The organism is Pseudoxanthomonas sp., from assembly GCF_036845285.1.
Lineage (GTDB): Bacteria > Pseudomonadota > Gammaproteobacteria > Xanthomonadales > Xanthomonadaceae > Pseudoxanthomonas_A.
Genome location: NZ_DAIUEE010000007.1, coordinates 177,083 through 189,853, shown reverse-complemented (window position 1 = coordinate 189,853; position 12,771 = coordinate 177,083). Strand labels below are relative to the sequence as shown.

Below are 12,771 nucleotides of genomic sequence, written 5' to 3'. Positions count from 1 at the left end.
AAAAGGCCAGGCTTCCGTGTGGGCGCGCGGCGACGGGAAGCGCCATCGGAGTGCGCTACACCGCAATGCTCCGGGTGCTTGGCACGGTGAGCACGCCCTACCCCCCCGGTTGACGACCGCAAACCACTGTATATACTCACTATACACAGGCGCCAGAGAAAGCGCCATGCGACGGTTCGTCGGCGTGAGCGCCGCTGCCGCCGGGCAACGCGGCTTGATTCCGTCCTCCAAGGATTGCATGCGTACCGAACTGCTGCTGTCTCCCCATTCGATCACGCCCATGTACGTGCAGATCATGGAGCAGGTGGTCGCCAAGGTGATGGCGGGCGAATGGAAAGCCGGCGCTCCCCTTCCGTCCATCCGTGAACTGGCCGCAGGCAGCCAGGTCAGCGTGATTACGGTGAAACGGGCGTATCTGGAGCTGGAACGGGCCGGCGTGATCGTGACGCGGCAAGGCAAAGGCTCGTTCGTGGCCGAAACGCTGGACGCGACACAGGCCCTGGCTGCCCAGGAATTCCAGTCGCAGCTTGCAGGCCTGTTGGACACGGCCAGGAAACTCGGACTCGACCGGCAGCAGATCATCGACCGGGTGGAGCAAGCCCTGTCCAGCGAGCCGGGCACGTCGGCACCCACGAATCCCGATCGAAGGAAACCAGGATGACCCCTGCCATCGCGCTCGAAGGCGTGCGCAAGCAGTACGACGAGTTCGCCCTGCACGATATCGACCTCGAACTTCCCGAGGGCCAGGTCATGGGCCTGGTCGGCGTCAACGGCGCCGGCAAGTCGACCCTGCTGCGCCTGTTGATGGGATTGGTCCGTGCCGACGGCGGCAAGGTCGAGGTGTTCGGCCAGCGGCTGCCGCAGGCGCAGGTCGCCGTGAAGCGCGACATCGGATTCGCCTCCGACGACATGCGCCTCTACCGGGGGCAGACGCTGCGCTGGCACATGGATTTCATCCGGAGCGTCTATCCCGGATGGGACGAGGCCTATGCGCAGGACCTGCTGAAGCGCTTCGACCTGCGGCCGCAGCAAGCACTGGGCGGCTTTTCGCACGGACAGCGGGTCAAGGCGCTGCTGCTGCTGATCTTCGCGCGCCATCCGCGCCTGCTGTTGCTGGACGAGCCGACCACCGGGCTGGACCCGGTCGCGCGCGGCGAGGTGCTGGACGCGCTGGCGGAGGTGCTGCGCGACGAGCGGCGCGCGATCCTGTTCTCGTCGCACAACACCGCCGACATCGAACAGATCGCCGATTCCATCACCTTCCTGCACGGCGGCCGCGTGGTCGCATCGCGCGACAAGGAATCGTTCCTCGATGGCTGGCGGCGTGTCCTGTGCCGCGGTGAGTACACAGACGCGATTCGCGCGCTTCCTGGCGTTGCTTCGGTCCGCAGCAGCGCGCCGCTGGTCGAGCTGAAGATCGGCGCATTCGATGCGTCCGCCGTGGCCTCGCTGCAGGCGCTCGGACTCTCCGTCGATTCGGTCGAACCGATGTCGCTGGAAGACATCTTCGTCACCACCGTCCGCGCAGGAAACAACGCATGAACTGGCTCGCATCGGATGCCGCGATGGTCCGCAGGCTGATCGTCAAGGACTGGCAGGTCTACCAGAAGCAGCTGGCCGGCTATGTCGCCGGCCTGTTGCTGGCGCTCGGCCTGGTCGGGATGGGCACGCCGCTGCTGTCCGCGACCGGCGCCCTGCTGTCGCTCGTGCTGCTGGTCGTGGTCGGCTCGTACGCGATCCAGTCCTCGATCATGGCGGAGCGCAAGCAGCAGACGCAGCCCTTCGTCATGAGCCTGCCGCTGACGCCCATGGACGTGTTCTGGGGCAAGTTGCTCGCCAACCTCGTCATCTACCTGGTGCCTTTCCTGCTTGTGGTCGGTGGCCTGCTCGCCCTGGTGCTGACCACGCCGCGCCCGGACGGTGCCGTGCCCTGGATGGTGCTGGTCGCGATGTTCCTGCTGACGAATTTCTGCGTGTCGTTGTGCGTGGCGATCGCCATCGATTCCGAGGGCTGGAACGTCTTCACGATGCTCGCCCTGATGACATTGATCGGCCCGTACATCTATTGGGTCAGCCGGATGGATGGCGTCTCCCGTCACCTGCAGACCGACCAGGTCGTCTGGAACGCATCCGTGCTGGGCATCCTGGCGGGAGAACTGGCGGTGATCGCGATCGCGATCCTCGCCGCCGGTTGGGTGCATGCGCGCAAACCATCTTTCCTGTGAGAACGGTGACGTACCGGGGGACGGCCGCGTCCATTACCTGGACAACCTCCGCGCATTGGCCATGCTGGCCGGCGTGGTGTTCCATGCGGCGCTCGCCTACAGCCCCTTGATGCATCCGGTCTGGCCGGCGGCGGATGCAGGAGGATCGGTCATCGTCGATGCGGCCGCCTGGTTCATGCACATGTTCCGGATGCCGCTGTTCTTCGCACTCGCGGGTTACTTCGCGGCCCTGTTGGTGGCGCGCCGCGGCATGGCGGGCCTGTTCCGCAATCGTTGCGCACGCGTGCTGCTGCCGTTGGCGTTGTTCGCACCTCCGGTGCTCGTCAGCATGGCGTGGCTGACCGAACGTGCGGCGGAAACGGTGTTGCGACCCTCACCGGCGCTGGCATGGATCCGTACCTATGTCGACCAGCACGGTGCCCTGCCACCGATGCCAGGGTGGGCGCACCTCTGGTTCCTGTTCTACCTGTTGCTGTTCACGCTCATGGTCTGGATCGCTTCGGCCCTTGATCTGGGGCGCATGGGCGCCAAGGTCGCCGAGATGCCCGCTGCGGCGCTGGTGCTGGTGTTTCCCATGCTGACGACGCCCGCGCTTGTGCTGGTCGGCACACCATGGCCTGCGCCGGAGTTCTTCGTGCCCGCGCTGTGGGCGCTGGTGTTCTTCGGGCTGTACTTCGCATTCGGCTACCAACTGTTCCACCACCACCGGCTGCTCGATCGCCTGCAGCCGCTAGCGCCGCTGCTGTTGGCAGGCGCGGTGGTTTCCTGTCTGGTGCTGTTCCACCTGACGGACGGCTTCACGGCCGCACCGCCGCACGCGATGACGCATGCACTGCATGCGCTGCTGGAAGCCTGCGCGGGATGCTGGATGACGTTCTGGTGCCTGCTTGCCGCAAGACGATGGCTGGGTTCGCGCAGTGTGTGGATGCGCTGGCTCGCCGACAGCGCGTACTGGGTCTACATCGTCCACCTGCCGCTGTTGCTGGCTATCCAGTACCGCCTTCTGGACACGCCGTGGCACTGGCTGGCCAAGTTCACCTTGTCGCTCGCGGCCACGCTCTTGCTGGCATTCGCCAGCTACCAGGTGATGGTCCGACATACCATGATCGGCAAGCTGCTGAACGGCCAGGTACGGCGACCCACGGCATCTGCAACAACGCCGGAATCGGATGTTTCCTGAGCGGAATTGCGCGGATGGATCAGACCAGCGCATGTGTGCCGATGGCCACTACCGGACATCAGGCAAGCGACCCGCTGCGCAGCAGGCAGGAACTCAGAGGATTCCTATCTCACGCAGCCAGCGAATCGCATCCTCTGTCCATCGGTCGGAATCCTTGCCCTGCTTCCAAACCCCGAAGGCATGCCCGCCGGTTTCGTAGACGATGAGCTTGACGTCAGCCCCAGCCTTACCCAGTTCCCTCGCATACACCTCCGAGTAGTGAACCGGATCGACGGGATCGTCTCTGGCATGTACCAGCAGCGTAGGAGGCACCTGCTTCGAAACGACGATGTCGGTATTGAGCTCTTGCGCCGCGACGGCTTTGGGCGTTTTGTTCTTGTGCTCCATCGTCAGGTGCCCCGGGTAAACGGGAATCGCAAAGTCGGGGCGACTGCTGATGCGGTCAACATCATCGAACGGATCATGGGATCGCGAGTCGAACGCCGTGCTGGACAGGACTGCCAGGTTGCCGCCTGCCGAGAACCCCATGACGCCGATCCTGTCCGGTTCGATGCCGTACTCCGCGGCGTTGAACCGGACCAGCGAGACAGCCCTTTGCGCGTCCTGCAGCGCCATCGGCACCCTGGGTGTCTCGTGTCTCCTGGTTTTCTTGTTCCAGTTGCAGCCGGTGTTGGGAACGCGGTTCTTCACGAGGACGCAGGTGATCCCGGAGTCCGTCAACCATCGGCAGACCTCGGCCCCATTCGGTCCGATCGTGCTGTTCGGTCCAATCGCAAGAGCCTTGTAGCCGCCACCGGGGAACACGAGGATGGCCGCGCGCTCCGATTTGGTATGCGGGCGATAGACCAGAAGTGTCGGACGGGTGAAAGCCCATGTCTCCCCGGCGAGTTCCCTGATCCCATCCTTCAGCACCTGGGAATCCTCGGGCCACAGAGGCACTTCTTCGGAATGAATCGCCTCCGTCGTGGCACCCACCAGGGGAACAGCCAACAGACAGGCGGCCGCCAGCACGGCAAGACGGTTCGCGCGCATCCTCATCGACGCCTGTAGTGCGGCGAGCCACGGCCCGACCATGGCCGACGAGTCCGGGTTGCACCTGCTTGGCAGGCCATCCGTCCCTCGACGCGAGGGTGCGCTACCGTCGACACCAGACATCGGCCGGATCACGCACGCACCCGCCCCGGCGCAGCTGATCAGCCATCTAGAGGATGCCCGGAACCAGCGCTTTGGTGCGTCGCTGGTATGCCACATAGACATGGCCGAATCTTTCACTGAGCCAACGCTCCTCCACGCCAAGTTTTCGCCAGAAGGATGCCAGCACGATCGCAACGGCAAGGAGACCCCGCCAGTCGCCCACTTTCAACGCCGTGCCCAGGAATGCGAGCAGCAGGCCGGTGTAGATGGGATGGCGGATGTACCGGTAAGGGCCGGCTTCGATGAGTTCGTGATCCTGCTTGAGCTGGACGACGCTGCTCCAGTTGCGTCCCAGGAGATGCCGCGACCAGCAGGCCAGCACTACACCCGAGGCGGCGAGGGCCAGGCCAAGCCCTTTCACCCACAACGCCTTGGGAATGAAGCGCTCGTTGAGGAAGCCGCCCTGGAACCAGTCGCTTGGGCCGAGCAGCAGAAAGGCCAGGAGCAATGGCGTCCAGTAGACGGCAAGTTGAAGCAACATGGGTTCAGTGCGGCTGGAGCGTTTCACATCGCGCGCGCTCCACAGCCAGAAGAGTCCGACAGACGCCCAGACCATCTTGAACCCGAGGGATATGAGATCTTCCAACATGGATGCTCCAGTTCGTTATCGCCATCCAGCCAACCAACCCGGCGCATCCCTGATTCCCGGGCTTGATCTACCCGAATACGTCTTGCCAGTTCAACCACCATGCCTTGGGTGGACGTGGAATGCGCTGCCACCACAGGTCCATCGCATGCATGCTGCCACGTGACCACGCCTCTTGGTGCCTGGCGTCAGCCGGCGCATCAAGAAGCGCCGCCAGCGTCGGATAGACCGGGCCGCTGGCAAGTGCGGGATAGCGTGTCAGCAGGCTGAGCAGCGCGAAGCTGTCCGATCCGCTCGCTTCGCGGACGACGGCCTCCTCGGCGCCGGGCGGACGCCTTCCTTCCGCCATCGCCAGGTCGAGACGCTGGACGGCGGCCCGGAAGGCGGCACTCGACGTGGTCGCGAGTGGAATGCCGCTGCGTGCCGCATCGAAATCCAGGCGCGATCCCGCAGGCACCAGCGTCTCCTGCCCGTTCACACGGTGCATGATCCAGCCACTGGTGACGTGAATCGACCCTTCGCCCTGCGGATTGCGGCTCATCTCGAACTCGCAGCCCAGGTCGACGGTTTCGCTGGCGCCCGCTGCGATGCCGAAGTATCCGGGGGGCGCCCAGATACGCGCACGCACGCGGCCTTCCAGCAGTTCCAGACGATGATGGCCGGCGCGCGTATCCAGCAACCGGATCCGCGTTCCCGGCAGCACGTCCATGCGGCCGATGCGTGCTACCCGGACCGTGGCCGATTCGCCGGCGGCCGTCGTCAGCGTCCTGCCGACCCCCAACGGGGCCGGCACCGGACCGGCGTCCGCGTCGACCGTCCACTGCCGGCGTTCATCCCAGTGCAGGCGCCACGGCACCCAGACGGCGACGGCCGCCACGCACGCCGCAAGCGCGACGGCAGCGGCGAGCAAGGCGCGGCGCCGGCGCCTGCGCGGAACGACCGTCGGCCCTGCCGACCATGCGTGACCGGGTACCGGAACATGCCGATATCGACTTAGCAACGACGCCAGGCGCTCCAGCGTCTCGTCACCCGGCTGGTCCGGGTCCCACAGCGGATCAGGTTGCTCGATCATCACCCCTCTCCTCGTGCTGCGTGATCATGCCCAGCGCCTCGCGCAGCCGGGCCATGCCGCGATGGAGGTTCACGCGGACCGACTGCGGCGTCAGTCCGGTCAGGTCCGCGATCTCCGGACCACTCAGGCCTTCGACCAGTCGCAGCATCAGCGTCTCGCGATAGGCCTCGGGCAAGCGCCGGATCGCGCGCAGGGCTTCATTGGCCTGGGCGGCCGATTCGGGACCCGCACCTGGCCACGCGGGATCGTCGGCTTCCGCAAGGTCCCGTTCCTCCACCCCGGAGGCCGGACGGTTCCTGCGGGCGATCATCGCGACCCACGGACCGAAGGACGCGGGGTCGCGCAGTTGCGCCAACCGGTCGAACGCGATGACGAAGGTCTCCTGCGTCAGCTCTTCCGCCCGGGCGCGCGAGGTCATGCCCAGATGGATGGCATGCACCAGCGGCGCGAAGGTGCGGTAGAGCCACGCGAATGCCGCCTGCGAGCCTCGCTGCGCGTCCTGCACCTGCCTGGCGATGTCAGCGGGATCGATCGTGGCCTTCATGGCCCATGGGGTCCGGGGTGGCCTGGAAGTAGAGGGGATGCCGGATGGAAGTGTTAACACGCCAGGCGCGGTTAACGGCGCGTGGCGATGCCGTCTCTTCCCTTCTGCACCCTCCGGAGACCGCCCATGCCACACCCCACGCCCTCGACCCTGTCCCGCGTCGCACGCGCACTCGTCCTGTTGCTGGTTGCCGCGTGTGCACCATCGGGCGCCGCCACGACGCCCGTCGTCGGACTTCCTTGCGAGGACTGCGAAGTCCCCTTGCTCGGCCTGCCCGCCGACCCGCCCGCCATCGTCCAACTGGCGCCCGACGACGAGCCTGGCGAGCGCCTGCGCCTGACCGGGCGGGTGACCGATGCGGAGGGCGCGCCGCGGCGCGGCGTGGTGGTGTATGCGCACCAGACGGACCGGCAAGGTGTCTATCCGGACGCAGGTGCCGACCGCGATGCAGGCATCCGCCAGCACGGGCGACTGCGCGCCTGGGCCACGAGCGATGCGGACGGGAGGTACACCTTCCTGACCATCCGTCCCGGCAGCTACCCGGGCAGCACAATGCCCCAGCACATCCATCTGTACGTCATCGAGCCCGGCTGCGCGCTGTACTACATCGACGACGTGCTGTTCCGCGACGACCCGCACCTGACGGCATCGGCCGCACGCAAGGCGGACAAGGGACGCGGTGGCGGCGGGATCGTGACGCCGGTGCGGACCACCGACGGATGGCTGGCACGCCGCGACATCGTGCTGGGCCGGAACATCCCGGGGTATCCCGGGTGCGCGCCATGACGCAGCCCGTGGTGGGACGCTATCCCTGCGCCCTGCGCGTGCTGCACTGGCTGCTCGCGCTGATGCTGGTCGTGCAATTCGCGCTCGGTTTCGGGGTGGAATACGGCGCCCAGCGACTGTCGGAGGCATTGTTGCCGCTGCATTTCAAGCTGGGCGTGCTGATCCTGGGACTGACGGTGCTACGCCTCTGCCTGCGCCTGGTGCTGCCCATGCCGGCGGTGGACACCGGCGAACCACCCGGCCTACGCCGCGCGCGATCCTGGGTCCATGGCCTGCTTTATCTGCTGGCGCTGGCGTTGCCGATCAGCGGCCATGTCATCTGGGTATGGATGGGCGCGGACCGGACCTTGTTCGTCGGACTGGAGGTGCCGGCGCTGTTCGTCCCGCCCGACGACGAAACCGGACGCGCCCTCGCCTGGTACGTACACGTATACGGCGCCTGGATCCTGCTGGGGCTGGTGTGCCTCCACGCACTCGCAGCGATATTCCGCCAGTGGACGCGAGGAGACGACTTCATCGCCCGGCGCATGGGATTCAGGAAGGTGGCGCAGGGAGAATCCAGCACCTGAGCTGTGTGGCGAAGCAATCATCGCTAGGGAAACCGTTCACCTCTCGAAAGCAATGCAAACGCTATAGGGTCTGCGTTGCATAGCAACTCTAGGTCCGTCCCTATCAAAGGCAGTCTCACCGCATCCTTTCCGTCCCAATATATGGAACGGGCAAACTCTGATGCGCGTTCGCTACTGTCTCCAGCACCTAGGAAATCCTGCTTTAATTGCACAGTCGCGGGAGAGTCCAAAAGAACTCTAATGGAGGCTAGCACTTGAACGAGGGCTGCGACGTAAGCTGCCTCGTGCTCTTTGCCGCCGAGGTTTGACTCGTTCTCGAAAACGTAGCTGACGCGCGGAGTTGACGTATTCATTTCCATCTCATTGGCATTCCTGCCTTGACCCAAGACCACCAACTGAAGTTTTCCTTTCCAAAGTTCGGATTCTTTGGACCAACATGCCACTGGGGGTGCCTCGAACCAGGGGCGATTCACTACGACCGCCTGCTTGGACAGGGGCACGACATGCGCGACCCCATCTTCATTTTTTCTCCCGGGATGTTCCACTGTGCCGCCTCCAGGCTGAACTCGCTCCACTCAGCCTTTCGCAGCTCTCCAGGACGCGTGAAGACTAAGGGGGCAAGCTTTAGTACGCACAAAGTCACGAACTGACCTGAATACCCTTCTATTGCTCGCAACAGTTCTCCGACTTTGACAGGGTCCGTAATGGCGGCGTAGTGCCGATTCTTAACGGTCTTCAATGCTCAGCGGAGAGCGCTAGTGGGATCGCGATCCAGGCGCCCGGTAGCGACCGCGTAGCGGAACACCTGGCCACATATCTGTCTCAAGCGCTGAGTGGATTCAATCTTTTCCTGCGACTCGAGCCTTCGCAGGATGGCCAGCACTTCGGCTGTGGTGATTTCCTCGATCTGGCGCTTGCCGAGCCAGGGAAAAGCATATGTCTCTAGCATCCACTTAGCTTTTTCTCTCGTCGTCGGCGCCAGGTCCTGACGCGTATCCCACCACTCAATCGCGATAGCCTCAAACTTGGTATCCGCTGAGAGCTTCGATTTCAGCTTCACTAGCTGCCGCTGCCCGGAGGGATCTTTCCCCTCCCGCAACTCAACGCGCGCCGAGTCTCGCTTGCCGATCGCCTCCTTCAAGGAGATCTCCGGATATACGCCGATCGACAGCAGCTTTTCCTTGCCGTCAAACCTTTACTTCACCCGCCAGTAACGCGCTCCGCTTGGCATAACGTGCAAATAGAGTCCCGCGCCAACGGTCAACTTGTAAGGCTTGTCTTTACCCTTGGCATTTCGAACTGCCATATCCGTCAATTGCTTAGCACCCATTGGGGGTACATCCTCCTTGGGAATCTCCGATTTCCGAAAAGCACCCCCGGTTGCACCCCCACTCCCTCGTATGGGGCTGGGCATCCTCGCCACACGACGCACAAAAAAGCCCGCATTTCTGCGGGCTTATTGTGAATCCTGGACTGGTCTGGATGTCATAGGACAACGAGATGGTGCCGCTTATCCGAATCGAACGGATGACCTACCGCTTACAAGGCGGTTGCTCTACCAGCTGAGCTAAAGCGGCGTGGGGCGCAATTCTAGCGCAGCGCGGCGCATTCGAGGGGCTGTGGCGCGGCGCTGGAGGCGGTACGCGCGAGCACGGCCGGATCCACGCCTTCCACGACGCCGGCATCCAGCCACCACAGGCTGGGACCGGCACGGCCCACCGCCTGCAGCTGCACACCGAAGCCGGCCGCCTGCAGTTGCGCAAGGCGACGCTCCGCGGCCTCGCGGCTGCGATACCGCCCCAAGGCGATACCGTTCGCCTGTTCGCCCTGACGCACGACCAGGAAATCATCGAAACCGGCCGCGCCGATGCGCGCAGCAGTCGCCTGCGCGTCTTCCAGCGATGCGGCCGGCGGGATCACCACTTGATAGCCGCTGGCACTGGCGCCGGGGATCTCGCGCAGGCGCGCACTCGACAGTTGACGCGACGTCGCGGCCTGCGCCTGCAGCGCGGCAGCCTGGCTCGTGTAAGGCCCCAGGCTGAAACACGTCGCGACCGTCGCGGACGGCGCGGCGGATGTCGGGGCAGCGGCAGCGCGCGGCGGTACGGCATCTTCCACCAGTTGCAGGCGGGCCACGCCCGATGGCAGGACGGGCTCCGGCTCGGGTGCCGGCGCGGGACGGGTCAACCACCACGCGGCGGCACCCAGGTTCAGCACGGCGAGCAGGACGATCAGGGCGCGAATCAGCATGCGGCGATTCTAGCGTTGCTCATGCATCCACTCCGAGCCGTGCCCACACGGCCAGCCCCTCCAGCACGAGGGCCGGGGCCAGTTCGCCCTCACGCATCTGCTCCCGAAGCGCGTCGGCGCCCCCGCCGTGCATCAGCAGCACGGGGCGTTCGCCCAGCAGGTCGTGCGCCTGCCGCAGGCTGCGTTCGATCAACCCCCATGCCGCACCTTCGCAGCCCGACGCCAGCGCGTCGACGGTGTCGTTGGCGAACTCGGCATACCGGCCGCCCTGTGCCGGCAGCTGCACGGCGGCCGCGTGCAACGCGTCGCGCATCAGGCGTGGCGAGGGCGCGATGCGCCCACCCCGGTGGCGCCCCTGCGCATCCAGCAGGTCGACGGTGACCGCCGTGCCGACGCCCACGATCAGCCAAGGCCGCGCTCCACGACGGCGTGCCGCCAGCAGGGTCAGGAAGCGGTCGACACCCAGCCGCGCAGGCTCCTCGTACGCGATGCGCACGCCTGCCAGTACAGGCGCGGTGCGCGCGATGGAAATGGTAGTGAAGCGCGTGGCCAGCCAGTCCACGATGGCGGCCGTGCGGGTTGGCGACGCGACACTGGCGAGGACGGCCGACGCCGCTTCATCGCGTGTCGCCGTCGACAGCACAACATCGAGCGCTGGGATGACATTCTCTCCGTAGGCGATGGCATGCATCTCGCCCAACGTGCCATCGGCATGCAGCGGCGCGCACTTCACCCGCGAATTCCCCAGATCGAACAGCCACTGCGTCATGTCGCCCTCACGCTTACATCCCCCGCATGCACCAGCCGCATGACCTGCCCCATGTTCACCCGCAACGCACCGTCATCGCCGATGCCATCGGCGACGCCCTGCTCGTCACCCTGCGGGCCATGCACGGTGACGGCACGCCCCGCCAGCACGTCCAGCGCCGCGTAGCGCGCGAGGAAGGCGGGAAGTCCGTCGCGGTCGAATGCATCCAGTGCCGGCAACAACGTATCCAGCACCTGCGCCGCCAGCGTGTTGCGCGACGGCACGCCGTCGGCAAGCGCGGCGAGGTCGGTCCATGGCTGGTCGATGGCGGTGGCGACGGGCGACGGCATGCGCACGTTGATGCCGATCCCGATCACTGCGCGCACCGGGCCACCATGCTCGCCACCGCCTTCCACCAGGATGCCACCCAGTTTCCGGCCATGCGCGAGCAGGTCGTTGGGCCACTTCACCCCCACGGCGTCGTAACCGACGTGGCGCAGCGCTTCGGCCACGGCCACGCCGACGATCAGACTCACCCCGCCCAGCCGCGCCAGGCCGCCGGAAAACTGCCGCGACAGCGACAGGTAGAGGTTGGCCGCGATCGGCGATGCCCACAGGCGACCGCGCCGGCCGCGTCCACCTGTCTGCTGCTCGGCCAGCAGCACGTCCACGCCGCGTTCGGGCGCCTTCCGACGCAGCAGCTCGCTGTTGGTCGAATCCAGGGACCATGCCACTTCGAGCGACGACAGTGCCGAAGCTGTTGCACCCGCCAGCTGCGCGCGGATGCGCCCGGCATCCAGCAACTCGACAGGTTCGCCCAAAGCGTAGCCGCGCCCCGCTCGTGCATCGATGCGCAGGCCGCCGTCGCGCAAGGCCTGGATGCGCTTCCACACGGCGGCACGCGTCAGGCCCGCATCGCGCGCCCATGCGTCGCCGGACACCGGGCCTTCGATCAGGCGCGCCAGCAGGTCGCGTTCGCCGGTCATGCGCGACGACGCCACAGGCGCACGCGTTCGAAACGCGACTCCGTGCCATCGCACAGGCGGCGGATGTTCACCCGGTGGGTGAACAGCACCAGCAGTGCGGCAGCAAGGGAAAACAGCTGCGCGGCACGGTCGACCTGCATCCACCACGCAAGCGGCACGAGGCAGGCCGTGGCGATGATCGACGCCAGCCCCACATAGCCGGTCGCCACCAGCACCCCCGTCCACACCGCGAACAGCGGCAGCAACGCCATCGGCCACAGCACCGCCATGCCGCCCAGCAGCGTGCCCACGCCCTTGCCGCCGCGGAAACCATGCCAGATCGGCCAGACATGGCCGACGGTGGCGGCCAGGGCCGCCATGAATCCCAACGCACGCGGCGAGAACGGACCATCGACGGGAGCGAAGCGCGATGCGAGCCAGGCGACCAGTGCGCCCTTGCCGATATCGATCACCACCACGCCGAGTGCGAACGTCGCTCCCTGCGTGCGGAACGCGTTGGTTCCTCCTGCATTGCCGCTGCCCTGCGTGCGGATATCGACGCCACGCAGGCGGCCCAGCGCGAGGCTGCCCGATACGGACCCGATCAGGTAGGCGAACAGCAACAGCAGGCAGGTGGTCGGCATGGCGCCAT

Annotated in this window: 14 protein-coding genes, 1 tRNA gene and 1 pseudogene; 6 read left to right on the top strand and 10 right to left on the bottom strand. The window is 65.8% G+C overall.

Annotated features, from left to right (window positions below):
- The first annotated feature begins 166 nt into the window (after positions 1–166).
- From V7060_RS10975 to V7060_RS10960, 4 genes are read left to right on the top strand one after another with little or no spacing between them, the layout of a single operon-like run.
- On the top strand, positions 167–661 hold the full coding sequence (locus V7060_RS10975) for a GntR family transcriptional regulator (protein WP_334179269.1): 495 nt from the start codon (positions 167–169) through the stop codon (positions 659–661).
- Entirely contained in the window at positions 658–1,542 is an 885-nt protein-coding gene (locus V7060_RS10970) for an ABC transporter ATP-binding protein (protein WP_334179268.1), read from the top strand. Before V7060_RS10975 ends, V7060_RS10970 begins: the two co-directional genes overlap by 4 nt.
- Entirely contained in the window at positions 1,539–2,225 is a 687-nt protein-coding gene (locus V7060_RS10965) for an ABC-2 transporter permease (RefSeq protein ID WP_334179267.1), read from the top strand. Before V7060_RS10970 ends, V7060_RS10965 begins: the two co-directional genes overlap by 4 nt.
- Positions 2,200–3,405 (top strand): acyltransferase family protein, encoded by a 1,206-nt coding sequence (locus V7060_RS10960; protein ID WP_334179266.1) that lies wholly within the window; start codon positions 2,200–2,202, stop codon positions 3,403–3,405. The genes V7060_RS10965 and V7060_RS10960 overlap by 26 nt, the downstream gene beginning before the upstream one ends.
- A 93-nt stretch (positions 3,406–3,498) precedes the next feature.
- Here the strand turns inward: V7060_RS10960 and V7060_RS10955 are convergent, their stop codons facing one another.
- The 4 genes from V7060_RS10955 to V7060_RS10940 all read right to left on the bottom strand — a co-directional run bounded on the left by V7060_RS10955 (position 3,499) and on the right by V7060_RS10940 (position 6,801).
- Positions 3,499–4,437, bottom strand: coding sequence for an alpha/beta hydrolase (locus V7060_RS10955; RefSeq protein ID WP_334179265.1), 939 nt, complete (start codon positions 4,435–4,437; stop codon positions 3,499–3,501).
- 169 nt (positions 4,438–4,606) lie between these two features.
- Positions 4,607–5,188, bottom strand: a complete 582-nt coding sequence (locus V7060_RS10950; protein WP_334179264.1) for an isoprenylcysteine carboxylmethyltransferase family protein — start codon at positions 5,186–5,188, stop codon at positions 4,607–4,609.
- Positions 5,189–5,255: 67 nt separating this feature from the next.
- Entirely contained in the window at positions 5,256–6,257 is a 1,002-nt protein-coding gene (locus V7060_RS10945; protein WP_334179263.1) for a hypothetical protein, read from the bottom strand.
- Positions 6,241–6,801 (bottom strand): sigma-70 family RNA polymerase sigma factor, encoded by a 561-nt coding sequence (locus V7060_RS10940; protein ID WP_334179262.1) that lies wholly within the window; start codon positions 6,799–6,801, stop codon positions 6,241–6,243. Before V7060_RS10940 ends, V7060_RS10945 begins: the two co-directional genes overlap by 17 nt.
- Positions 6,802–6,927: 126 nt before the next feature.
- Between V7060_RS10940 and V7060_RS10935 the strand changes: the two genes are divergently transcribed.
- Positions 6,928–7,587, top strand: coding sequence for a hypothetical protein (locus V7060_RS10935; RefSeq protein ID WP_334179261.1), 660 nt, complete (start codon positions 6,928–6,930; stop codon positions 7,585–7,587).
- Positions 7,584–8,156, top strand: coding sequence for a cytochrome b/b6 domain-containing protein (locus V7060_RS10930; protein WP_334179260.1), 573 nt, complete (start codon positions 7,584–7,586; stop codon positions 8,154–8,156). Before V7060_RS10935 ends, V7060_RS10930 begins: the two co-directional genes overlap by 4 nt.
- A 742-nt stretch (positions 8,157–8,898) precedes the next feature.
- Here V7060_RS10930 and V7060_RS10925 read toward each other — a convergent pair.
- From V7060_RS10925 to plsY, 6 genes and pseudogenes are all read right to left on the bottom strand, one after another.
- Positions 8,899–9,462, bottom strand: a pseudogene (locus V7060_RS10925) (Arm DNA-binding domain-containing protein).
- A 195-nt stretch (positions 9,463–9,657) separates the two neighbouring features.
- Positions 9,658–9,733, bottom strand: a tRNA-Thr gene (locus tag V7060_RS10920).
- A gap of 13 nt (positions 9,734–9,746) precedes the next feature.
- Positions 9,747–10,406, bottom strand: coding sequence for an SPOR domain-containing protein (locus V7060_RS10915; protein WP_334179259.1), 660 nt, complete (start codon positions 10,404–10,406; stop codon positions 9,747–9,749).
- A gap of 19 nt (positions 10,407–10,425) precedes the next feature.
- Positions 10,426–11,175, bottom strand: coding sequence for a type III pantothenate kinase (locus tag V7060_RS10910; RefSeq protein ID WP_334179258.1), 750 nt, complete (start codon positions 11,173–11,175; stop codon positions 10,426–10,428).
- Positions 11,172–12,140 carry a bifunctional biotin--[acetyl-CoA-carboxylase] ligase/biotin operon repressor BirA gene (gene birA, locus V7060_RS10905; RefSeq protein ID WP_334179257.1) on the bottom strand — a complete coding sequence of 323 codons (969 nt, stop codon included), beginning with the start codon at positions 12,138–12,140 and terminating at the stop codon, positions 11,172–11,174. Before birA ends, V7060_RS10910 begins: the two co-directional genes overlap by 4 nt.
- Positions 12,137–12,763 (bottom strand): glycerol-3-phosphate 1-O-acyltransferase PlsY, encoded by a 627-nt coding sequence (plsY, locus tag V7060_RS10900; protein ID WP_334179256.1) that lies wholly within the window; start codon positions 12,761–12,763, stop codon positions 12,137–12,139. The genes birA and plsY overlap by 4 nt, the downstream gene beginning before the upstream one ends.
- Positions 12,764–12,771: the final 8 nt, after the last annotated feature.